A 21,516-nucleotide genomic window follows, 5' to 3' on the forward strand; every position below is an offset into this window, starting at 1 on the left:
AGAGTTTATAGGAGGGAATTATGGGATTTTTCGGGAAGCTGGCGGAAGGGTTGAAAAAAACCCGCGAGTCGATGACGCGCGCGGTAGACGAACTGCTCAACTCGTTTACAAAGATTGACGAGTCGCTTTTTGAGGAGCTGGAAGAGACGTTGATCCTTTCGGATGTCGGAATTGTGACTGCACAGAGCATCTGTGCGGAACTGCGTACTCGGATTAAGAAGCGGGGGATCACCGATGCACAGGAGGTGCGCGGACTGATCAAAGAGATCGTTGCGGAGATGCTGGAAGGCGGGCAGGAACTTGATCTTTCAACCAAGCCGTCGGTGATTCTGGTGATCGGGGTCAATGGAGTGGGCAAGACTACCACGATCGGGAAGCTGTCGGCGAACCTCAAGGCGGACGGCAGGCAGGTGCTTCTCGGTGCGGCGGACACTTTTCGTGCTGCGGCGATCGAACAGCTTCAGGTCTGGGCAGATCGTGCAGGCGTTGAGATGATCCGGCATGATGAGGGCTCCGACCCTGCGGCGGTGGTTTATGATGCGATCCTTGCAGGAAAGGCACGCGGTGCAGATGTCATCATCTGCGATACAGCGGGACGTTTGCATAACAAGAAAAACCTGATGGATGAACTTTCCAAGATTTCACGTGTGATCCAGCGGGAAGCACCCGGCTGTGCAACAGAGGTGCTACTGGTGTTGGATGCAACCACCGGGCAGAATGCGCTCAATCAGGCCCGTCAGTTCAAGGAAGCGGCAGGGATTACCGGTATCATCCTGACCAAGCTGGATGGGACCGCGCGCGGTGGGGTGGTGATCGGGATTAAAGAGGAATTGAAGGTACCGATCAAGTATATTGGGGTGGGGGAGCAGATCGACGATCTGCGTCCGTTTGACGCCAAAGAGTTCGCCGACGCATTGTTCGGCAGCGGTCAGGAGGAGCAGCTGTGAAACAGGTGATTGTGGCAACCGGCAACGCTGGAAAGCTGCGGGAGTTCGGTCGGATTTTTGCTCCGTTCGGGTTGGAAACGGCCGCACAAAAAGAGGTGTGCCCTGGGCTGTCGGTGGAGGAAAACGGCACTACTTTTGCTGAAAACGCCTTCCTCAAAGCGGATGCAGTCCACCGGCAGACCGGGAGAGCTGCGGTTGCAGACGATTCCGGACTTTGTGTCGATGCGCTGGACGGCAGGCCGGGAGTCTATTCGGCGCGGTATGCAGGGGAAGAGACCCCTTATCCGGAAAAGATACAGTGTCTGCTCGCCGAACTGGACGGAGTCCCGGACGAGAAACGTACGGCACGATTTGTGGCGCATATCTGTTATATTGATGAGGACGGGCAGCGATTGGATATTGAAGAGTCCTGCGAAGGCAAGATCGGCTATGCGCCAGCCGGGGAAAATGGATTTGGATTTGATCCGATCTTTCTGGTCGGCGAAAAGAGCTTTTCCGAGCTGGACGACGCAGAAAAAGACGCGATCAGCCATCGGGGGAAAGCACTGCGCAGACTGGCTGCATATCTGGAAAAACAAGGATAAATTTATAGAATTAGGAGAATCAATATGCTGACAAGCAAACAGAGGGCAAAACTGAGAGGGCTGGCGAACACCGCTGATACCATCCTGCAGGTGGGAAAAGGCGGCGTCAACGAGATGCTGGTCAAGCAGGTGGATGATGCGCTGACCGCGCGTGAACTGATTAAACTTCGGGTGCTTGAGACCTCGCCTGAGCCGGTGAAAGAGATTGCACAGCAGCTCGCAGATGCAACCCGCTCCCAAACCGTTCAGGTGATCGGTTCAAAATTTGTGCTCTACCGCCGCAATGACAAAAAACCGGTGATTGAGCTGAACTAATATGCGTACAGGGATTTTTGGAGGGACGTTCAACCCGATCCACAACGGCCATATCAAGCTCGCGTGTGCCTACCGTTCCGAGCTGAACCTCGACCGGATGCTGGTTATCCCCACGCGCATCCCTCCGCATAAAGTCAGCACAGAGCTGGCGGACGGGAAGGATCGCCTTCAGATGTGCCGGCTGGCATTTGCGGGGCAGCCGGAATTTGAGGTGAGCGATATTGAGCTGTGCCGGACAGAGCCCAGCTATACGGTGGATACGCTGGAAGCCCTGCACGCCCGTTGGCCGGAGGATGAACTGTTCCTGCTTACCGGAAGCGATATGTTTTTGACGCTGACCGAATGGCGTCGCTGGGAGCGGCTGTTCGAGCTTGCGGTGATGTGCGTGGGGGAGCGGGAGCCAAATTTATTCGGGCGGCTTCAGACTTACGGGAGGTATCTGGAAAGCCTGGGGGCGCGGTGCCGTGTAATCGACATAGACCCGGTTCAGGTCTCTTCTACAGAAGTGCGGGAGCGTATCCACCTAGGCCTGCCGATCGACCGGCTTGTCCCACCTGCGGTTGCCGCTTATATCGCTGAACGGCAGCTTTATCACGGAAGTACTTGAAGAGAAGTGTTCTGATTTTTTCAAATCTCCGATGGGGTCGCCGCAGGAGGCTATTGACTGCCGCCCTGCCTCAGGCGACATAGCCATCAAGTATGCTCTGGGTGCTGGCGGATTTTGCCCGTCAATGAGAGGCATTTTGCTGCGTTGATGGTGGTACTACCGGACGGCCGGAGCGCGTTATTTTGGGAAGGGCATGTTTTGTGACGGTGCGTCCGGCTTTGGACGCATGAAATAGAGCCATCAAAACAGAAAAGGGGTGTCTTTTTTGGAATACGATCTGGACTTACTTCGCAGGCTGGCTAAGAAAAACCTTTCGGAAAAGCGGTTCCGACATACTGAATGTGTGGTTGCGCAGGCACGAAAGCTCGCCCGGCTCTACGGCTGTGATGAGCTGAAGGCGGTCACAGCGGCATGGATGCACGACGTCTGCAAAGAGATGAAACCGGAAGAGCAGTTGCATTGGATCGAGAAGTATGGTATGATTCTTGACGATGTACAACGCTCCCAGCCCAAGACCTGGCATGGTATGGCGGCATGCGGCTATATGAAGTGCAAGGCGGGGATCACCGACCCGGAGATTCTTGATGCGGTGCGCTATCACACGACCGCCCGCGGAAAGATGACCGATCTGGACGAAGTGGTATATCTTGCCGACCTGACCAGCGCCGACCGGCAGTATGAGGAGATCGAGCATATGCGCAAGCTGGCGGAGACCGCTCTCAAGCCTGCGATGAAGTATGCGATGCAGTATGCACTGGGGGACCTCGTGAGCAGAGGGCAGGGAATCAGTATCGACAGTTTTGAGGCTTATAACCACTATACACAGTTTTGATGTAAGGTGTAACAGGCAGCAGGAATAAAATGGAGGTGATTCTATGACATCCAGAGAGATGGCGCAGAAGGTAGCTGAACTGCTGGACAGCAAAAAAGCAAAAGAGATCACAGCGATCGAGATCAGGGATTTGACCACGATCGGCGACTATTTCGTGATTGCATCGGGTGGTTCCAATGCACAGGTGAAGGCACTGTCCGACGCGGTAGAAGAGGGAATGACCGCCCTGGGCTTTGAGCCGCGCCGGATTGAGGGATATCAGTCCGCGATGTGGATTGTGCTGGATTACTATGATGTAATCGTCCACATTTTTCTGGACCAGACCCGCGAATTCTATTCGCTTGAGCGGCTCTGGGCAGATGCGCCGCGGGTAGATCTGGGGCTGAAAACAGACTAAAAAGCGCCTGTGGGCGCGCCATAACAGGGAGTGTACAGATTTTGAAGTACGATTTTGCCAAGGTTGAACAGAAATGGCAGCGGATTTGGGAAGAAAAAAAAGTGTTCGCTGCTTCCAATGACTACACCAAACCGAAATATTATGTTCTGGTCGAGTTTCCATACCCTTCCGGGCAGGGGCTGCATGTCGGGCATCCGCGCTCTTATACCGCGTTGGACATCGTTGCCCGCAAGCGCCGGCTGGAGGGCTACAACGTGCTCTATCCGATGGGATGGGATGCGTTTGGCCTGCCTACCGAGAACTATGCGATCAAAAACCACATCCATCCCGAGATCGTCACCCGGCAGAATGTGGAGCGGTTTAAAACCCAGCTCAAAAGCCTGGGGCTTTCGTTCGACTGGGACCGCGAGATCAATACCACCGATCCCGCTTATTACCGCTGGACCCAGTGGATTTTTTTGCAGCTCTTTAAAAAGGGGCTGGCCTACAAAAAGGAGATGTCGGTCAACTGGTGCACCGGATGCAAAGTCGTACTTGCGAACGAAGAGGTTGTCAACGGTGTCTGTGAGCGGTGCGGCAGCGATGTCGTCCATAAGGTGAAAAGCCAGTGGATGCTCAAGATCACCGAGTATGCCCAACGGCTGATTGATGATCTTGATACGGTAAATTATGTAGACCGGGTCAGCACCTCCCAGCGTAACTGGATCGGACGCTCCACCGGTGCGCAGGTCGATTTCCAGACCACCGCTGGTGATCCACTTACCGTGTTCACCACCCGTCCGGACACCCTGTTCGGCGCGACCTATATGGTCATCTCTCCGGAGCACCCCTATATTGAAAAATGGGCGGACAAGATTCAGAATCTGGATGCGGTCCGCAGCTATCAGGAGGAGTCGGCACGCAAGTCCGACTTCGAGCGCACCGAACTGGTCAAGGAGAAAACCGGTGTTAAACTTGAGGGCGTTATGGGGATCAATCCGGTAAATAATACCGAAATCCCGATCTTTATTTCCGACTATGTTCTGATGACCTATGGGACCGGCGCGATCATGGCGGTCCCAGCGCATGATACCCGCGACTGGGAATTTGCTAAAAAGTTTGGCCTGCCGATCATCGAAGTGGTCAAGGGCGGCAATGTACAGGAGGAGGCATTCACCGACTGTGCGACCGGCACTCTGGTCAATTCGGATTTCCTGGACGGGCTTTCGGTGGAGGAAGCAAAAACCAAAATCATCGGCTGGTTGAGTGAGAACAGGAAAGGCGAGCCGAAGGTCAATTACAAGCTGCGTGACTGGGTGTTCGCCCGTCAGCGGTATTGGGGCGAGCCGATCCCGATTATCCATTGCGATCATTGCGGATATGTCCCGCTGGATGAAAGCGAACTTCCGCTCAGACTGCCGGAGGTCGAGAGCTACGAGCCGACCGGTGACGGGGATTCTCCGCTTGCTGCAATCGACAGCTGGGTCAACGTCACCTGCCCGAAGTGCGGCGCGCCTGCCAAACGGGAAACCGATACCATGCCCCAGTGGGCAGGTTCGTCCTGGTATTTCCTGCGCTACTGCGACCCCAATAACGCCAGTGCACTCGCGGCAAAAGAGGCGCTTGACTACTGGATGCCGGTCGACTGGTATAATGGCGGTATGGAGCATACCACTCTGCACCTGCTTTATTCGCGGTTCTGGCACAAATTTCTGTATGACATCGGAGTAGTGAGCACCCCGGAACCCTATGCAAAGCGTACCAGCCATGGAACCATTCTGGGAGAGAATGGGGAGAAGATGAGCAAATCACGTGGCAATGTCGTAAATCCCGATGACATTGTGCGGGAGTTTGGTGCGGACACCCTTCGCCTTTACGAAATGTTCATCGGTGACTTTGAGAAGAGTGCGCCTTGGTCCCAGAGTTCGATCAAAGGCTGTAAACGGTTCCTGGACCGTATCTACAACCTGCTTGAGATTCTCCAGGAAGGGGACAGCTATTCTTCCGCGCTGGAGGGAAGCTTCCATAAGACGATCAAAAAGGTGACAGAGGATATTGAGGTTCTCAAGTTCAATACTGCCATTGCGGCGATGATGTCCCTGCTCAACGAGATCAGCAATCATGGCTCGATTACGCGTGCAGAGCTGAAAACGCTGCTCCTGCTGCTCAATCCGTTTGCGCCGCATCTCACCGAAGAGATGTGGGAGGAGGCCCGGTTTGGCGGGATGATTACTGGACAGGCATGGCCGAAATTTGATGAGGCCAAGTGCAAAGATGCACAGGTCGAGATCGCGGTGCAGGTTTCCGGCAAGATCAAGGCGCGTATCATGGTGGATGCTGACAGCGCCAATGAGGAACTGCTGAAAGCTGCCAAGGCCTGTCCCGAAGTAGCAGCTTTGATCGAGGGAAAAACGATCGTCAAAGAGATCGTTGTAAAGGGAAAACTGGTCAATATTGTGATACGATAAAGGAGTTTGGACAATGAAGGTAATTCTGAAACAGGATGTCCCCGGAAGTGGGAAAAAGGGTGAGTTGGTCAATGTATCCGATGGGTATGGCCGCAATTATCTCCTGCCCAAAGGGCTGGCGGTTGAAGCGAATGCCCAGGCGATGAACGAACTGAAAGCTAGGCAGGCGGCGAAAGAGCACCATGCCGCAGTAGAGAAACAGACTGCGCAGGAGCTTGCGAACAGGCTCAACGGCAAAACCGTCAAGCTGACCGCAAAAGCAGGCGCGAATGGAAAGCTCTTTGGTTCAATCACCGCGAAGGAGATTTCCGAGGAAATCAAAAAGCAGTTTGACGCGGAGATCGACAAGCGCAAAATTTCGCTCGATACCGAAATCAAGGCGTTCGGCAGCTATACCGCGCAGGCAAAGCTGCATCCGGGCATCAACGCGCAGCTCCGTATCGAGGTAGGCGAGGCATAAAAAACACTTGAAAACCGAAAGGAGGCCGGAGGTTGGCAGAGATTGAACTGGGCGCACAGCAGATGCCCTATAATCTGGAGGCGGAACAGAGCGTACTTGGCGCAGTCCTGATTGACCCGGCCTGCTTCGGGGAGGTTATGGAAAACCTGCGCCCCGAGGCGTTTTACCGGCCCCAGCACCAGCAAGTCTATGAAGTGATGATGAACATGTTCAACCAGAGCCGGACCATGGATTTCATCACCATCCTTGATGCGGTGAAAACCGAAGGGATTTTTGAGACCGATGAAGACGCAAAAATCTACTTGACCAATCTGGCGCAGGTGGTGCCATCCTCCAACAATGTCGAGGCTTATAGCCGGATTGTGCGTGAAAAATTTTATGTCCGGCGGCTGATCACCGCATCACGCGGGATTATTGAGATGGCGCAGGAGGGGCAGACCGAATCCGATCTGCTTTTAGATAGCGCGGAACAGCGGATTTTTGAGATTCGGCAGGGACGCAACACAAGTGCATTCAAGCATATTCGGACCGCAATTACCGAGACCTATGAGACGCTGCAGAGGCTTTCAGGAGAGGACCGCGATCGGTATAGGGGGCTTTCGACTGGTTATCCAGCGCTCGACAAGGTGATTACCGGCCTGAACCGCACCGATCTGATCCTCGTGGCGGCGCGTCCCGGCATGGGAAAGACTTCGTTCGCGCTCAACATCGCAGAGAATGTCTCAACCAAATCCCAAAAGACAGTTGCGATCTTTTCGCTTGAGATGAGCAGTGAGCAGCTTGCCCAGCGCCTACTCTCATCGCAGGCATTGGTGGAAGGCAAGTCGTTGCGTACAGGGGAGCTTTCGGGGGATGACTGGGTCCGGATCGCGATGGCGTCCCAGGTGCTTTCCAAAGCGAACATCTACCTAGACGATACCCCAGGCATCACGATCGGGGAGATGAAGGCCAAGCTGCGCCGGCTCAAGCAGGTTGATCTGGTCATCATCGACTATTTGCAGCTGATGTCCTCGGGACGTCGGATCGAAAACCGCGTACAGGAGGTTTCGGAGATCACCCGGAATCTCAAGATTATGGCAAAAGAGATGAATGTCCCGCTGATCACCCTTTCCCAGCTCTCGCGTGGACCCGAATCCCGCGCGGATCATAAGCCGATGCTTTCCGATCTGCGCGAATCCGGCTCGATCGAGCAGGATGCAGATATCGTCCTGCTGCTCTACCGTGAAGATTACTACGCCCGTGAGGAGGCGGAGGAGCGCAATATCGCCAACTGTGATGTTGCGAAAAACCGCCATGGCGAGGTCGGGGTGGTCAAGCTCGGCTGGGACAGCAGATACACAAGATTTACCAATTTGGAGTTATCACGACATGAACCGTAAGGCATTGGCCGCAATCATAGAATATGGAATGTTAAAGCAGGGTGACACGGTGATCGCCGCCGTTTCGGGCGGCGCAGATTCGGTCGCTCTGCTCGATTTTTTGTGCTCGCTTTCCGGCTGGAACCTCAAAATCCGCGCCTGCCATCTTAACCATTGCCTGCGCGGTGAGGAGAGCGACCGGGACGAGCAGTTTGTATGCACTATGTGCCGCGAATATGGGGTTCCGCTTGATGTGAAGCGGGTACAGGTTGCCGAGGACGCGCGGTCGCAGGGTCTTTCCCTCGAGACAGCGGCGCGGGAAGCGCGGTATGCGTTTTTCGCGGAACTGGCGGAACAGTACAGCGGCAGGGTGGCGACCGCACACACCCTTTCGGACAACGCCGAAACGGTGCTGCTCAACCTCGCACGCGGTACTGGGATCGCTGGGATTTGCGGTATCCCGCCGGTGCGGGACGGCTGGGTCATCCGCCCGTTGATCTCCTGTACCCGTACTGAAATTGAAGAATATTGTGCGGGGCATGGGCTTTGCTATGTCACCGACAGCACTAATCTTTCAAGCGACTACACCCGCAACCACATTCGCCGCAGTGTAATCCCCAGCCTTGACCGGGTCAACCCGGATCTGCTGGGGGCGATCGGGCGGATGTCTGCGCATCTTCGGCGGGATGCTGCCTATCTTGAGCGGCAGGCCGCGCTTGCCACTCAGCAGATTTCTACAGGGGACGGGCTGGATGCAGAGCAGCTGCGTGCACTCGATCCGGCACTGCGCAGCAGGGTGATCGCCGGTCTGCTCGAACAGTGCGGCGCGGAACGGTCGTCCGACCGGATCGCCTTGGTGGATGGGATGCTCGATCCCAGCAGCCGCAGATATGTGCTCCAGGTCGGGAGTGACCGTTACATAGCCCTGCGCAATGGGGTTTTGCGTGCGGAACGGCGGGAACGTCGTAAATCCGAGCCGCTTGTTCCTCATGCGCTCCCCAAAAACCGACTGGATGGAGAGTGTTTTGCACTTGGGCAGGGAAAATCCATCACATTTTCAATACTAAACTGTGAAGATTATGAAATTTTTGAGAATAATAGCGATTCAGGCTTAAAAAACGCGGTCGATTATGATAAAATAAGCAATGATATTTTTGTGCGTTCCAGACAGTCGGGAGACCGGCTCCATCAGGCGGGGCGCGGCTGCGGCAAGTCGCTGAAAAAGCTCTATTCCGAGCTGGGCCTGTCCGGGCGCGACCGGCTCTGCGTTATCGCGGACGATGAGGGGGTCGTGTTCGCACAGGGCGCGGGCGTGGATGAGCGTGTCAAAATAGACAGGAGGACCAGGAGAGTTCTGGCTTTTCTAATTTTGGAGCAAGAGACGGAGGAATAAGGATATGGCAATCGCAACGGCAATGGAGCAGGATATAAAGCGGGTGCTTGTCAGCGAGGAACAGATTCGGGAAAAGGTCGCTGAACTGGGTGCAAAAATTTCGGCTGACTACGGGGACAAAAAGCTGCTGGTGCTCGGTGTGCTCAAGGGTTCGTTTGTCTTTATGGCTGATCTGGTGCGCCAGATCAGCGTCCCCTGTGAGATGGAATTTATGGCGGTTTCCAGCTACCATGCCGGCGTAAAAACTTCCGGGGTGGTTAAGATAATCAAGGATATTGACATCAATCCGCAGGACTACCATATCCTGATTGTGGAGGACATCCTCGACAGCGGACTCACCCTCAGCTATTTGAAGACGATGCTGCTTCAACGCGGCGCAACCGACATCCGGATCGCGACCCTGCTTGACAAACCTTCCCGCCGTAAAGCAAACATCAGGGCGGATTATTGTGGGTTCGAGGTACCGGATGCGTTTGTGGTCGGTTACGGGCTGGACTATGCCGAGCAATACCGCAGCCTGCCTTATGTCGGCGAGCTGAAGCCCGAAGTCTATGAAAAATAAGCGCGCTCTGATCGCAGCTTGACAGGAGTGAAACAGATTTGAACAAAAGAACAAAGGGCATCGGCATTTATATTTCGGTCTTTCTCTTGCTGATGCTGATGGCGATGGTGCTCTTCTCATCGATGCAGCAGCCCGCCAGCACCGTGAACTATTCGGAGGTGGTTGGTTATTTTGAGCGGCAGGAGGTCAAAGCGTTCGAGCTGGATCTCGGTACTGGTATGCTCAAAGTTAAATTCACCGGCGAAGAAGGCAAGGAAAAAACGCTGGAATATAAGGTGCCAAATACCGCCCTTTTCCTGAACGATGTCTATTACGACAAGTACGACGGAGCGCCGTCCTATGTCAGGAGCTACAATGAGGCGCACCCGGATGCGCCCATGGATTTTGACATCATCCGTCCGCGTGAGACACCGTGGTGGGTCAATCTGCTCCCTTCGCTGTTGCTGCTTGGTGCGCTGATCTTCTTCTATGTGATGATGATGCGGCAGGCACGCGGTGGCGGCGCAGGCGGTATGATGAGTTTTGGCAAGGCCAAGCCCCGTACCCCTGAGGACGGCCCGAAAGTCACTTTCTCGGATGTCGCGGGTGCGGACGAGGAAAAGGAGGAGCTGGTCGAGATCGTCGAGTTCCTGAAGGCCCCTTCCAAGTTCAATGCGCTCGGTGCGCGGATTCCCAAGGGTGTCCTGCTGATGGGGCCTCCGGGAACCGGTAAAACCCTGCTTGCCAAGGCGGTCGCAGGGGAAGCGGGGGTTCCATTCTTCTCGATCTCCGGTTCCGACTTTGTGGAGATGTTTGTCGGTGTCGGTGCGTCCCGTGTGCGCGACCTGTTTGAGCAGGCGAAAAAACATGCCCCATCGATCATCTTCATCGACGAGATCGACGCGGTGGGACGCCAGCGCGGCGCGGGTCTCGGCGGTGGACACGACGAGCGGGAACAGACCCTTAACCAGATGCTGGTTGAGATGGACGGCTTTGGTACCAATGCAGGTGTTATCATCATCGCCGCGACCAACCGAAGGGACATTCTGGACCCGGCACTTCTGCGCCCCGGGCGGTTTGACCGTCAGATTGCGGTTGGCTATCCGGATATCAAAGGCCGCGAGGCGATTCTGCGGGTTCACACCAAAAATAAGCCGATCGCACCGGATGTTAACCTGCGGGTGATCGCGTCCTCGACTGTTGGGTTTACTGGCGCAGACCTCGAGAACCTCACCAATGAAGCGGCCCTGCTTGCGGCGAAGAAGGATCGAAAAGCGATCACAATGGCTGAGATCGAGGAAGCGACGATTAAGGTCATCGCTGGACCGGAGAAACGGTCGCATGTGGTCACAGAAAAAGACAAAAAGCTCACCTCTTACCACGAAGCGGGACACGCAATCTGCACCTATTATCTGCCGACACAGGATCCGGTGCATCAGATTTCGATTGTACCGCGTGGGATGGCGGGCGGTTATACCCTTTCTCTGCCGGGAGAGGACAAATCCTATGTCACCAAGCGGGAGATGGCGGAAAATATTGTCACTCTGCTGGGCGGACGGATGGCGGAGGAGCTGGTGCTCGAGGACATCTCGACTGGTGCTTCCAATGATATCGAGCGTGCTACCAAGGTGGCGCACAATATGGTCATGCGTTATGGTTTTTCGGAGAAGCTTGGACCGATTGTCTATGGGCACGACAGCAACGAGGTATTCCTTGGACGTGACTTCAGCAGCACTCCCAGTTATTCCGAGAATGTTGCCGCAGAAATTGATGCGGAGGTGCGTGGGATCATTGACACTGCCCGTGAGCGCGCCCGGGATATCCTGACCGAGCACATGGATCAGCTGCATAAGGTTGCGCAGTTCCTCTTTGAGAATGAGAAGATGGCAGCAAACGAGTTTGAAGCAATGATGACTGGGCAGCCGATGCCTGAAAAACCGGACTATTCGATCTATAGCAGCCATGCGGCGCACGATCCAAATCAGGTGACTGCACAGACCGAGCCGGTTTCGGAGCAGCCAGCAGATTCTGCAGCATCGGAACAGCCGCCGGCAGCAGACGGGAACCAGACAGTTTCCGCAGCAGAAGAACCAGCGCATCAGGCTGAATCGGAGCTGGAGTCCCAGAACGAGAACCAAACAGACAGTGAGAGATGAAGCCATAAGAGGTGACCGAACAATGATGTTTGATAAAATCATAACCCTGTCGCTCAACCCGGCGGCGGATGTTACCTGCTATGTAGATAATTTTGAAGCCGGTAGCGAACATGTGGTACAATCGGAGCTTTATGACGCGGCAGGAAAGGCGGTCGATGTATCACGTGTACTCCAGAGTTACGAGATTGCGAATACTGCGCTGATTGTTGCAGGGCAGGATAATAGTCGGCGATATTTTGCGCGGCTCAAGGATGAGAATGTCACTACGCGGGTGATCTACGCCGAAGGGCGTATCCGTGAGAATATCAGCATCATCACACCGGATGGACAGCAAACCCGTCTGGTACGGAAAAGCCCGAAAATCAGTTTTCGCACCATCAACGAACTGGAGGGGGTGCTCTCCGAAGAGATCAAACCTGCAACGCTCGTGGTAGTGGCGGGGGTGATGCCGGACGGCATCACGGACGAAATCCTCTGTGAGATCTGTGCGTTCATCAAGGAGGCGGGCGGGATTATCGCGCTTGATACCCGCTCTGCAACGCTTGAGATTATCCAGAGAGTACGTCCCTGGGTAGTAAAGCCGAATTATGAAGAACTTTGTGCGCTCGTTGGCAGGGAACTGCATACACTTGAAGAGATGAAAGAGGCTGTACACGAGCTGGCGCAGGCGGGAGCTTCCCATGTTCTCGCCAGTTTAGGCGCAGAGGGAATGATCTATACAGACGGGGAACATATCTATAAGGCAGATGTCCCCGAACTTTCAGAGATCAAGTCGACGATTGGCGCCGGGGATGCTGCACTGGCGGGCTTCATCATTGCCAATGATTACAAATATGATGTCAAGCGGTCGGTGCAGTTTGCGGCGGCGTTTGGAACAGCTTCCTGTCTGATCGAAGGGACCAATCCGCCCCGCAGAATTTCGGTTGCAATGATTAACAATCAGGTCTCGGTCTATGAAATTTAGAGGTTGTTCGATGAAAAAGTTATTGGTAGTTGTGGATTTTCAAAATGATTTTGTTGACGGAAGCCTCGGTTTTTCTGGGGCAGAACAGCTCGAACAACCGATCTGCCAGAAGATTTTCCAATATCGAGCGGAGGGTGCACAGGTTGCATTCACCTTTGATACGCATGGGGCAGATTATCTGGATACGCAGGAGGGAAGATTGCTGCCGATCCCGCATTGTACAAAAAGTACACAAGGTTGGGACCTTTATGGAAAAGTCGCCGGATTGCGGGAAGCAGATGATCCCTGCTTCGAGAAGTCTGCCTTTGGATCTCCAGAATTGGCACACTATGTGGCAAAAAACGGGTTTGAGCGGGTCGAGCTGTGTGGGCTGGTTTCCAATATCTGTGTCATTTCAAATGCAGTATTGATCAAAGCTTCCCTTCCAGAGGCGGAAGTCGTTGTGGATGCGGCGTGCACCTCTTGCGCTGACCCAGAGATGAACCGGAAGGCACTGGATGTGATGGAGGGGCTTCAAATCCGGGTAATTGGCCGCTGACCTTTCAGAAAAGTCGGAGGTATTGGCATCTTTTTTGGCTGAGAAGGCGGAACTGTTGGAATTACCTGTTATTTGGGGCTGGACGCGCGGCCCATTTGGGGGTATACTATAGATAGCGGCGACTACTTGGGAGCGTATGGGACAGAAACAATCAGCCGTTATAGTCGATGCACGTGAAGGCAGATTGCTGTCTTGGTGAAATTTGACTATAAAATCAACTCCCGATAAGGGGTATAGAAAGGATTGATCGTATGGAGTATCGCACTGACCCCGCTGATCTGAGCGCATTGGAGCTGGAAAAGAATCGAAGCCCGCTTTATAAACATGTGGCGAAGACCTATGCATGGATGTTCCTCGGGTTGGCCCTCACCTTTACAACAGCTTACGCATTGATCGCGACCGGCCTTGTCTGGTTTGTGTTTATGACTTGGTGGCTGCCGCTTGCTCTGTTAATCGGGGAACTGGTTCTTGTGGGTTTTCTCACAAGCCGGATCGCACAATATTCAGTCGGAAAGGTCAAGGCAATTTTTATTGGTTACTCCCTTCTTAGTGCGGTGACCTTCTCGGCAGTCTTATTGATGTACCAGGCACAGAGCGTAATTCTTGCGTTTGGTGTCGCAGCAGTTTTCTTCGGCACAATGGCAGCGTTTGGGCTGGTTACAAAACGGGATGTTTCCGGCTTCCGCTGGGTCATTCTGGCCGGCTTAATTGCGTTGCTTGTGATGCAGCTTGTAGCGACGATTTTCCATTTGCAGGGTTTGGATACTGTGCTTTGCTTTGTTGGTCTGGCGCTCTTCATGGGTATTACTACCTATGACGCAAAACGTACCAAAGATTATTACTATCTGTTTGAGGGCAATGCGCAGATGCTTGACAAGATGGCGATTTATTCCGCCCTTGCCCTTTATCTCGATTTTATGAACATCTTTCTTTACCTGCTCCGGTTGTTCGGAAAACGCAAGTAAGTATAAAATCCTGTCCCATATGGGGCAGGATTTTTGGTAAATCATTTTTATTGCATATCAAAAAACAGATTCTAACCATTAGATATGGGTGGAATCTGTTTTTTTGATATAAATTTGAAATCTTATTGAAAAAATAAATGAAAATAAATCGTCGAAATAGCTAAAATAAAATATTTAATATTAGAAAAATAGTAAAAAATAAAAAAACATTGACTTTTAGGGTGAATAGAGTGTATATTGGTTTTGTGGTCTGATGGATTGATGATTAATCAACTCAAACAAACCACATAAAAGAAGGGCAACGATACAATGGACGAAGAGGAAGGAAGAAAGGAAGGGATGAAAAATAAGACTGGAAGGTAAAAAAGCGGTTATCACTGGAAGTGCCAGCGGATTTGGCAAGGAAACAGCGCTTCTTTTTGCGCGGGAAGGGGCAGAAATTTCACTTTTGGACATCAATGCCGAGTCAGCACAAAAGGTGGCCACAGAGATCGCAAAGATTGGAGGTCGGGCACATGTGATGCAGGTGGATGTTTCAGAGGAAGAGAGTGTAAAATCGGCATTCTCTCAAGCTCTGGAACAGATGCATACAGTGGATATTCTGATTAACTGCGCAGGATACGGAAGAAGTTCGCGGATTCAGGACTTGACATTGGAACAGTGGCGGCGTCTGATTGATGTGAATATGACTGGAACTTTTTTATGCTGCCGCGAGATCATTCCTCACATGGTTGAAAGACAATGCGGAAAGATCGTCAATCTTGCATCAATCTGCGCCCAGACCGGTCGGATGGTCGCCGTCGATTATGCAGGATCAAAAAGCGGAGTTGTAGGCATAACAAGAGCGCTGGCCCTTCAGGTAGCGGCAGACGGCATCAATGTCAATGCGATTGCGCCAGGCCCTGTTGTGACTCCTCTTTTTGAGAAAAACTACACAACAGAGCAGATGAACAGTCTTCTCAGCACGATCCCGTTCAAACGCAAGGGAACCCCAACCGATATTGCGAATCTCCTGCTTTTTCTCTCCAGCGATGAGAGCGGATGGATCACAGGAGAAGTCATCGCGATCAATGGCGGTGCATTCATCGGCTGATCCGGTTAAACAGGGGCGGAAACAGCCTCGGAATCTGAAATCCTGATTCCGAGACGGGAGTAGATTTCCATAGAAATGATACGAATTGGAGGAATTACAATGAAGATGAAGAAAAGAACCCTGAGTTTGGTTTCCTCAATCCTGGTTGCGGCTTTTCTGACAGCTTGTGGGCAGGGTGCGGCCTCTTCCGCTCCCGCGAGCAGTGCGGCGACCCCCAGCCAACCGGCAGCACAGTCACAGGCGTCGTCTGCGCCGGCGGCGGACAGTTCTGCGGATTTCCCCGAAATGACCATCAATGTCGGACACAGCGTTGCAACGGATCATGGCTACCATAAGGGCTTGGAACAGTTCAAAGCGACGGTGGAAGAGAAGACCGGCGGCAAAGTGAAGGTGGAGATTCACGCGTCCTCTTCTCTGGGTTCCGAGCGCGAAATGATCGAAGCGCTTCAGCTGGGTACGCTTGAGATGTGTCTGGCGGCGACTTCGCAGCTCACCAGCTTCGTACCGCAGTATCAGGTTTTTGACCTTCCCTATATCTTTACCAGCCGAGACCAGGCATGGGATACGCTCGATGGTGAGTTGGGCGAGGAGATGCTCGGAATGCTGGAAAGCAAAGGTCTGGTAGGGCTTGGATTCTACGAGGTCGGCTTTAGAAACTTCACCAACAGCATCAATCCGATTAACACGCCTGCGGATGTTTCCGGCAAAAAATTCCGTACTATGGAAACCCCGGTTCACGTACAGGCAATTGGTTACTGGGGTGGCAACGCGATTTCGATGCCGATTGGCGAGGTCTACACCGCGCTTCAGACCAAGACCATTGACGGGCAGGAAAACCCGCTTTCGATCATCCTCTCCCAGAAGCTGTATGAGGTTCAGAAATACATCTCGGTTTCTGAGCATTTCTACACCGGCACCCCGCTGCTGATTTCCAAAACCCTCTGGGATCAGATGACTCCGGAGCTACAGGCAATCATCGTGGAAGCCGCACATGGTGGACGCGATGTCTGCCGACAGACCAATCTGGCTGCCGAGGAGGCAGCAATCGGTGTATTTGAGGAATATGGCTGCGAGATCAACAATGCGGATAAGGATGCATTTAAGGCGACTGCCGAAGATATCTATGCGATGTTTGCAGGCGAGATTGGACAGGACCTGATTGATAAATTTGTAGCTGCTGCGGAAAATTACAAGTAACCAGACCGGAGCGGAACTGCGGCAGACATCTTCCTGTCTGCCGCAGCTTCCATCAGACCCGGTTTGGACCGTTTCTTAAAAAACAGCGAAAGGAGCGTATGTTTACACTCGTTTTTGTTGGGTGTGGAGCATACATGTGTATGTGATTATGCTCAAAACCATTGAGAACATCCTCAACACAGTGGAAAAAATCTTTTTGCAGATTCTTTTTGTCGCTATGACACTGGTCGTGTTGATCGCCGTATTCAACCGGATCACTGTCAATGCCCAGATGGCCTGGTCGGACGAGCTGTCTAGATACCTGTTTGTATGGCTTACGTTTATCGCTGCTGCCTATGCCGCAGGCGGCAAAGCCCATATCGGCGTTACAGCCTTGGTCGATATCTTTCCTCCCGCAATGAAGAGAGTAGTCGAGCTGTTGACCTATCTTCTTTGCCTGGGCCTGAGCTTTATCCTTGTCTATTTTACGGCTATCATCATGCGGACACAGATTCAATATGGACAGATTTCTCCATCCTTGCGTCTGCCGATGCAATATGCATATGCGGGAATGGCGGTTGGAGGGATATTCATGGCGATCCACTTCCTCCTGCACATCTGCAATTTCTTTGCAAAGCCAAATTCTGAGGAGAAAGGAGAATAGTATGTCGGCATTGATTCTTTTGGGTTCCTTCATGATTCTGGTCGCTTTCGGCGTCCCAATCGCATTCTGCACAGGACTGTCTGCGCTGGTTTCGCTGGTTGTCGCAGGTACACCGCTCAGTGCGGTCGCACAACGGGTCTTTGCCGCGACCGACTCGTTCACCCTTCTGGCGATCCCGTTTTTTATGCTTTCCGGCAAACTGATGGAATACGGCGGCATTTCCAAACGGATCATCCGTCTGGTTGAGACGCTCGTCGGGTATGTTGCTGGCGGTATGGCGGTCGTTTCGACTATCGCATGCATGTTTTTTGGAGCAGTCTGCGGCTCTTCCACTGGGACAGTAGCTGCGATCGGTTCGATCATGATGCCGTCTATGGAAGAGAATAACTATGACAAGGGATTTGCCGGTGCAGTAATCTCCACTGCGGGTTCTCTGGGCATCCTGATCCCACCGAGCATCCCGATGATTATTTATGCGGTTTCGCAGGGTGCGTCAGTCTCCGATCTGTTCACCGCGGGAATCGAGGTTGGGGTGATTTCCGGTGTGGCACTGATTATCTACATCATGATCAAATCGAAAAAGTGTGGGTACAAGGGACTGGACACCCGGCCCAGCGTTCAGGAAGTCTGGGTCGCCTTCAAAGACGCGATTCTGGCGCTTCTGATGCCGGTCATCATTCTGGGCGGCATTTACGGTGGATTCTTTACCCCGACTGAGGCGGCTGCGGTTGCCTGTCTGTATGGATTTATTGTAGGATGCTTTGTCTATAAGCAGTTCCGCCTTAGTGATGTCCCTGAGATCATCCTGGTTTCAGCGAAAAACACAGCTACAGTTATGTTCATTATCGCGACCTCTTCGCTATTCGGCTGGCAGATGACCATTTTGCAGATTCCACAGTCGATCGCAACCGGGATTCTCTCGGTTACCACCAGCAAAATTTTGATCATCCTGATTATGCTGGTCTTTCTGGTGATCGTGGGTACCTTCATGGAAGGGAACGCTTATCTTGTAATCCTCGCTCCACTGCTGGCTCCGATTGCTACCGCATTAGGTTTGAGCCTGGTGCAGTTTGGTCTGGTCATGGTGGTTTCGATCTGCGTGGGCACGATCACGCCTCCGCTAGGACTGAACATGTTCTGTATCTGTGGTATTTATGATGTAAAGATCGAGCAGGTCATAAAAAATATCATTCCATTTGTCCTAATTATGATCGGAGTTCTCATGCTGGTTGCGTTTGTGCCGGCGGCAAGTATGCTGTTTTTATGATCAAAGAAAGGAAGGAAATCTATGGCATTTCATCTTGAAAATAAAGTGATCTTTATTTCCGGCGGGGCAGGGGATATTGGCAGCGCGATCGTCAAGGGCTTTGTAGACGAAAGCTGCCGGATCATTCTCGGTGACCTGAATCTGGAAGCGGCAGAGAATCTGAAAGTACAGTTCCCGGAAGCGGATATTTTCCCTCTACAAACCGACATCACCAATGAAGATTCAATCGAGCAGGCGGTTAAAACGGTTGGGAAACTCTATGGACGGGTGGACGTACTGGTGAATGTTGCAGGGATTCTCTGCCGGAAATCGGTATTTGAGACCGAAAAGAGCGACTTTGAAAAATCAATGGCAGTAAATGTGATCGGAGCGTTCTTGCTGACCAAGGCGATGATCCCTCTGCTCAAGGAAAGCGACAGTGGATCGATCATCAATATCAGCAGTCTGAACGGCTCTGCAGCGGCTGAAAACCGCATCGTCTACGGCGCGACCAAGGCGGCTCTGGATATGCTCTCCAAATCTTTTGCTTTGGAACTGGGAGAGTTCGGGATTACTGTGAACTCGATTGCACCTGGCGTCGTGGACAGCAAAATGTGTCGGGTGCGTCTGAATACCGAGGAAAAGGTGCAGTCATTCTGCCGGTATATCCCGCTCGGACGCCTCACAACGCCGGAAGATGTCGCTGGATGTACTCTTTTCCTGTCTTCTTCCTATGCACGCGGCATCACTGGTGACGTAATGCTGGTCGATGGCGGCATCATTGCAAGGCAGGCGCTTCCCAGATAAGGGCAGTGGTTGTTTGATGGGCTGAAAAAAGCGGCTCCCATATTTTCAACAGTCTCGAGGCGGAGATGCCGCGGGGAGCCGCTTACAGCAGTTTGGTTCCAGCGTTGATAATCAGTAAACGTGCTCTGCACATCGATCAGTTTTTAACCTATGCTTCAAAATAATGGGTTATTTTCAATTATATTCTATGTTAAAATTTTTATATTACGGAGGGATAGAACGATGGAAAACGTAAATTCTGTCAAAAAACTGGCCTATGATCTCGCTTATTTTTATGAAAAGGAGTATGGCTGCTGCTCCCAGTGTGTCATAGGAGCAATCAAAAATACGATTGGCAGCAGGATTTCGGACGATGTTTTCAAGTCCGCTACCGGGCTTGGTGCGGGGCTTGCAGGCGCTGGATATGCGTGCGGCGCACTTACCGGAGGGATCATGGCGTTAAGTTGTTTTGTCGGACGTGACATCTCGGATTTCCCGGATCCGGAAGGAATCCGCTTTAAGACCTTCCAGCTTTCCCGCCGTCTGGTTGACAGGTTTGAGGAAGAGTATGGGGAATGCGGCGGTGACTGTTCCGCAGTTCAGACTAAACTGATGGGCCGTTCCTACGACATTCTGAAAGGGGAGCGCGACGACTTTATCAACGCCGGCGGACATGATGACATCTGTCCGAGTGTCTGCGGAAAGGCAGCGGAATGGGTGGTCGACATTCTGAACGAGGAGGGCCTAATCTAAAGAGCCGATGCGGAAAGGGGGAACTATAGAATGAGTACAACACCATGGAAGAGCGAGAAATGGTTCACAAGTCCGTGGAATTTTGCGGACGAAGTAAAAGAAACCTACCACTTTAAAAAGAATATCAAACTTCATGACGTGTCCCTGCGGGATGGAGAACAGCAGGCTGGGCTGATCTTCAGCAAGGATGAGAAAATCGCTCTAGCCGAGAGGATGGCTGAAATCGGGCTACATAGGATTGAGGCAGGAATGCCGGCAGTATCCCCGGACGACGAGGAAGCCATTCGCCAGATCGTCAAAAGGAACCTCGGTCCGGAGATTTTCGCTTTTTGCAGGTGCGTTAAAGATGATGTAAAACGGGCCGCAGACCTGGGAGTAGACGGGATCGTCATTGAAATCCCGTCCAGCGACCATATGATCGAAAAAGCCTACCGCTGGGATTTGGAAAAAGCAATCCAGCTTTCGGTGGAAGCGACGGCATTTGCGAAGGAAAAGGGGCTTTATACCGTCTTTTTCCCGATCGACATGAGCCGGGCGGACATCAACTGGGCGATGAAACTGATTAAGCGGGTCGCGGACGAGGGGCACATGGATGCCCTTGCGATTGTGGACACATTTGGCGGCTTGAATCCCAATGCAATCCCATACCTGATCCGTACGGTCAAAAGCTATCTGGATAAACCGGTCGAGGTACATTTCCATGATGATTTCGGCCTTGGCAGTGCCAATACCATTATGGCGCTGGCTGCTGGGGCAGATGTGGCGCATACGACCATTTCGGCAATCGGGGAACGTGCGGGTAATACAGCCTATGAAGATGTAGCGCTCTCGCTCCTGACAATGTACGACGTCGATCTGGGACTGAAATACGACAAAATTTATGAACTTTCCAAACAGATGCGGGCATTTTCCGGGATGCCGGTCCGCCCTAACAGGGGAATTGTTGGAGATGATATTATGGACATCGAGTCGGGGATTATCACCGGCTGGTATCAGAATGTCAAGGCAACCGACCCATTGGAGCTGACCCCCTATCTGCCGGAACTGACCGGGCATCCGGACAACCGGATTCTGCTTGGCAAGGGGAGTGGCTTGCCAACTGTCGAACACTACCTGGAAAAGCTGGGGATGGAAATTCCTGAAAAGTCGAAATGCATGGAGATACTGGATCACGTGAAATCCTTGGCGATCCAGCATCATGGGCTTGTTTCGCAGGAGGAATTTTCGGAGATTGTCAAAAAGGTGCTGCAATAGTCCTGAAATGCACACAGCCCCCTCTGCCGTTGGCAGAGGG

At 52.6% G+C, this 21,516-nt stretch carries 22 protein-coding genes; all 22 read left to right on the forward strand.

Annotated elements, in window-relative coordinates; translation table 11 throughout:
- The first annotated feature begins 20 nt into the window (after positions 1-20).
- The 22 genes from ftsY to C814_RS15140 all read left to right on the forward strand — a co-directional run bounded on the left by ftsY (position 21) and on the right by C814_RS15140 (position 21,476).
- Positions 21-947, forward strand: coding sequence for a signal recognition particle-docking protein FtsY (gene ftsY, locus C814_RS15045; protein ID WP_016316215.1), 927 nt, complete (start codon positions 21-23; stop codon positions 945-947).
- Complete coding sequence (gene rdgB, locus C814_RS15050; RefSeq protein WP_016316216.1) at positions 944-1,531, forward strand: RdgB/HAM1 family non-canonical purine NTP pyrophosphatase; 588 nt, start codon at positions 944-946, stop codon at positions 1,529-1,531. Before ftsY ends, rdgB begins: the two co-directional genes overlap by 4 nt.
- Before the next feature lie 24 nt (positions 1,532-1,555).
- Positions 1,556-1,846 (forward strand): ribosome assembly RNA-binding protein YhbY, encoded by a 291-nt coding sequence (yhbY, locus tag C814_RS15055; RefSeq protein ID WP_016316217.1) that lies wholly within the window; start codon positions 1,556-1,558, stop codon positions 1,844-1,846.
- 1 nt (position 1,847) lies between these two features.
- A complete protein-coding gene (nadD, locus tag C814_RS15060; protein ID WP_016316218.1) occupies positions 1,848-2,453 on the forward strand; it encodes a nicotinate-nucleotide adenylyltransferase in 606 nt (201 codons plus the stop codon).
- 265 nt (positions 2,454-2,718) lie between these two features.
- Positions 2,719-3,285, forward strand: coding sequence for a bis(5'-nucleosyl)-tetraphosphatase (symmetrical) YqeK (gene yqeK, locus C814_RS15065; protein WP_016316219.1), 567 nt, complete (start codon positions 2,719-2,721; stop codon positions 3,283-3,285).
- 43 nt (positions 3,286-3,328) lie between these two features.
- A complete protein-coding gene (gene rsfS / locus C814_RS15070) occupies positions 3,329-3,682 on the forward strand; it encodes a ribosome silencing factor (RefSeq protein WP_016316220.1) in 354 nt (117 codons plus the stop codon).
- A gap of 41 nt (positions 3,683-3,723) precedes the next feature.
- The gene (leuS, locus tag C814_RS15075) at positions 3,724-6,129 is read left to right on the forward strand and encodes a leucine--tRNA ligase (protein ID WP_016316221.1); all 2,406 of its coding nucleotides are present in this window, start codon (positions 3,724-3,726) and stop codon (positions 6,127-6,129) included.
- A gap of 13 nt (positions 6,130-6,142) precedes the next feature.
- Positions 6,143-6,589 carry a 50S ribosomal protein L9 gene (rplI, locus tag C814_RS15080; RefSeq protein ID WP_016316222.1) on the forward strand — a complete coding sequence of 149 codons (447 nt, stop codon included), beginning with the start codon at positions 6,143-6,145 and terminating at the stop codon, positions 6,587-6,589.
- Between the two features lie 62 nt (positions 6,590-6,651).
- The gene (gene dnaB, locus C814_RS15085; protein WP_051142468.1) at positions 6,652-7,968 is read left to right on the forward strand and encodes a replicative DNA helicase; all 1,317 of its coding nucleotides are present in this window, start codon (positions 6,652-6,654) and stop codon (positions 7,966-7,968) included.
- Complete coding sequence (gene tilS / locus C814_RS22405; RefSeq protein ID WP_016316224.1) at positions 7,958-9,340, forward strand: tRNA lysidine(34) synthetase TilS; 1,383 nt, start codon at positions 7,958-7,960, stop codon at positions 9,338-9,340. Before dnaB ends, tilS begins: the two co-directional genes overlap by 11 nt.
- Before the next feature lie 4 nt (positions 9,341-9,344).
- Positions 9,345-9,902, forward strand: a complete 558-nt coding sequence (hpt, locus tag C814_RS15090; protein ID WP_016316225.1) for a hypoxanthine phosphoribosyltransferase — start codon at positions 9,345-9,347, stop codon at positions 9,900-9,902.
- Positions 9,903-9,994: 92 nt separating this feature from the next.
- Positions 9,995-12,037 carry an ATP-dependent zinc metalloprotease FtsH gene (ftsH, locus tag C814_RS15095; protein ID WP_081645009.1) on the forward strand — a complete coding sequence of 681 codons (2,043 nt, stop codon included), beginning with the start codon at positions 9,995-9,997 and terminating at the stop codon, positions 12,035-12,037.
- 22 nt (positions 12,038-12,059) lie between these two features.
- Positions 12,060-13,001 (forward strand): 1-phosphofructokinase family hexose kinase, encoded by a 942-nt coding sequence (locus C814_RS15100; RefSeq protein WP_016316227.1) that lies wholly within the window; start codon positions 12,060-12,062, stop codon positions 12,999-13,001.
- A gap of 10 nt (positions 13,002-13,011) precedes the next feature.
- Positions 13,012-13,539, forward strand: a complete 528-nt coding sequence (locus C814_RS15105) for a cysteine hydrolase family protein (protein WP_016316228.1) — start codon at positions 13,012-13,014, stop codon at positions 13,537-13,539.
- 251 nt (positions 13,540-13,790) lie between these two features.
- Positions 13,791-14,504 carry a Bax inhibitor-1/YccA family protein gene (locus C814_RS15110; RefSeq protein ID WP_016316229.1) on the forward strand — a complete coding sequence of 238 codons (714 nt, stop codon included), beginning with the start codon at positions 13,791-13,793 and terminating at the stop codon, positions 14,502-14,504.
- Between the two features lie 352 nt (positions 14,505-14,856).
- Positions 14,857-15,597: an SDR family NAD(P)-dependent oxidoreductase gene (locus C814_RS0105010; RefSeq protein ID WP_255345282.1), complete on the forward strand. Its 741-nt coding sequence runs from the start codon at positions 14,857-14,859 to the stop codon at positions 15,595-15,597.
- 99 nt (positions 15,598-15,696) lie between these two features.
- Complete coding sequence (locus C814_RS15115) at positions 15,697-16,794, forward strand: DctP family TRAP transporter solute-binding subunit (RefSeq protein WP_016316231.1); 1,098 nt, start codon at positions 15,697-15,699, stop codon at positions 16,792-16,794.
- Between the two features lie 136 nt (positions 16,795-16,930).
- Positions 16,931-17,437 carry a TRAP transporter small permease gene (locus tag C814_RS15120; RefSeq protein ID WP_016316232.1) on the forward strand — a complete coding sequence of 169 codons (507 nt, stop codon included), beginning with the start codon at positions 16,931-16,933 and terminating at the stop codon, positions 17,435-17,437.
- 1 nt (position 17,438) lies between these two features.
- The gene (locus C814_RS15125; protein WP_016316233.1) at positions 17,439-18,704 is read left to right on the forward strand and encodes a TRAP transporter large permease; all 1,266 of its coding nucleotides are present in this window, start codon (positions 17,439-17,441) and stop codon (positions 18,702-18,704) included.
- Between the two features lie 21 nt (positions 18,705-18,725).
- Positions 18,726-19,490 (forward strand): SDR family NAD(P)-dependent oxidoreductase, encoded by a 765-nt coding sequence (locus C814_RS15130; protein ID WP_016316234.1) that lies wholly within the window; start codon positions 18,726-18,728, stop codon positions 19,488-19,490.
- A gap of 222 nt (positions 19,491-19,712) precedes the next feature.
- Positions 19,713-20,222 carry a C-GCAxxG-C-C family protein gene (locus tag C814_RS15135; RefSeq protein ID WP_016316235.1) on the forward strand — a complete coding sequence of 170 codons (510 nt, stop codon included), beginning with the start codon at positions 19,713-19,715 and terminating at the stop codon, positions 20,220-20,222.
- Between the two features lie 30 nt (positions 20,223-20,252).
- Positions 20,253-21,476 carry a LeuA family protein gene (locus tag C814_RS15140; RefSeq protein WP_016316236.1) on the forward strand — a complete coding sequence of 408 codons (1,224 nt, stop codon included), beginning with the start codon at positions 20,253-20,255 and terminating at the stop codon, positions 21,474-21,476.
- The last annotated feature ends 40 nt before the right edge of the window (positions 21,477-21,516 follow it).

The organism is Anaerotruncus sp. G3(2012) (genome assembly GCF_000403395.2).
In the GTDB taxonomy this organism is placed as follows: domain Bacteria; phylum Bacillota; class Clostridia; order Oscillospirales; family Ruminococcaceae; genus Anaerotruncus.

Bases quoted from the DNA above. Each gene is read 5' to 3' on its own strand.
- ftsY (WP_016316215.1), top strand. From the start codon at position 21: ATGGGATTTTTCGGGAAGCTGGCGGAAGGGTTGAAAAAAACCCGCGAG.
- yhbY (WP_016316217.1), top strand. From the start codon at position 1,556: ATGCTGACAAGCAAACAGAGGGCAAAACTGAGAGGGCTGGCGAACACC.
- nadD (WP_016316218.1), top strand. From the start codon at position 1,848: ATGCGTACAGGGATTTTTGGAGGGACGTTCAACCCGATCCACAACGGC.
- rsfS (WP_016316220.1), top strand. From the start codon at position 3,329: ATGACATCCAGAGAGATGGCGCAGAAGGTAGCTGAACTGCTGGACAGC.
- rplI (WP_016316222.1), top strand. From the start codon at position 6,143: ATGAAGGTAATTCTGAAACAGGATGTCCCCGGAAGTGGGAAAAAGGGT.
- dnaB (WP_051142468.1), top strand. From the start codon at position 6,652: ATGCCCTATAATCTGGAGGCGGAACAGAGCGTACTTGGCGCAGTCCTG.
- tilS (WP_016316224.1), top strand. From the start codon at position 7,958: ATGAACCGTAAGGCATTGGCCGCAATCATAGAATATGGAATGTTAAAG.
- hpt (WP_016316225.1), top strand. From the start codon at position 9,345: ATGGCAATCGCAACGGCAATGGAGCAGGATATAAAGCGGGTGCTTGTC.
- ftsH (WP_081645009.1), top strand. From the start codon at position 9,995: ATGCTGATGGCGATGGTGCTCTTCTCATCGATGCAGCAGCCCGCCAGC.
- C814_RS15100 (WP_016316227.1), top strand. From the start codon at position 12,060: ATGATGTTTGATAAAATCATAACCCTGTCGCTCAACCCGGCGGCGGAT.
- C814_RS15105 (WP_016316228.1), top strand. From the start codon at position 13,012: ATGAAAAAGTTATTGGTAGTTGTGGATTTTCAAAATGATTTTGTTGAC.
- C814_RS15110 (WP_016316229.1), top strand. From the start codon at position 13,791: ATGGAGTATCGCACTGACCCCGCTGATCTGAGCGCATTGGAGCTGGAA.
- C814_RS15115 (WP_016316231.1), top strand. From the start codon at position 15,697: ATGAAGATGAAGAAAAGAACCCTGAGTTTGGTTTCCTCAATCCTGGTT.
- C814_RS15125 (WP_016316233.1), top strand. From the start codon at position 17,439: ATGTCGGCATTGATTCTTTTGGGTTCCTTCATGATTCTGGTCGCTTTC.
- C814_RS15130 (WP_016316234.1), top strand. From the start codon at position 18,726: ATGGCATTTCATCTTGAAAATAAAGTGATCTTTATTTCCGGCGGGGCA.
- C814_RS15135 (WP_016316235.1), top strand. From the start codon at position 19,713: ATGGAAAACGTAAATTCTGTCAAAAAACTGGCCTATGATCTCGCTTAT.
- C814_RS15140 (WP_016316236.1), top strand. From the start codon at position 20,253: ATGAGTACAACACCATGGAAGAGCGAGAAATGGTTCACAAGTCCGTGG.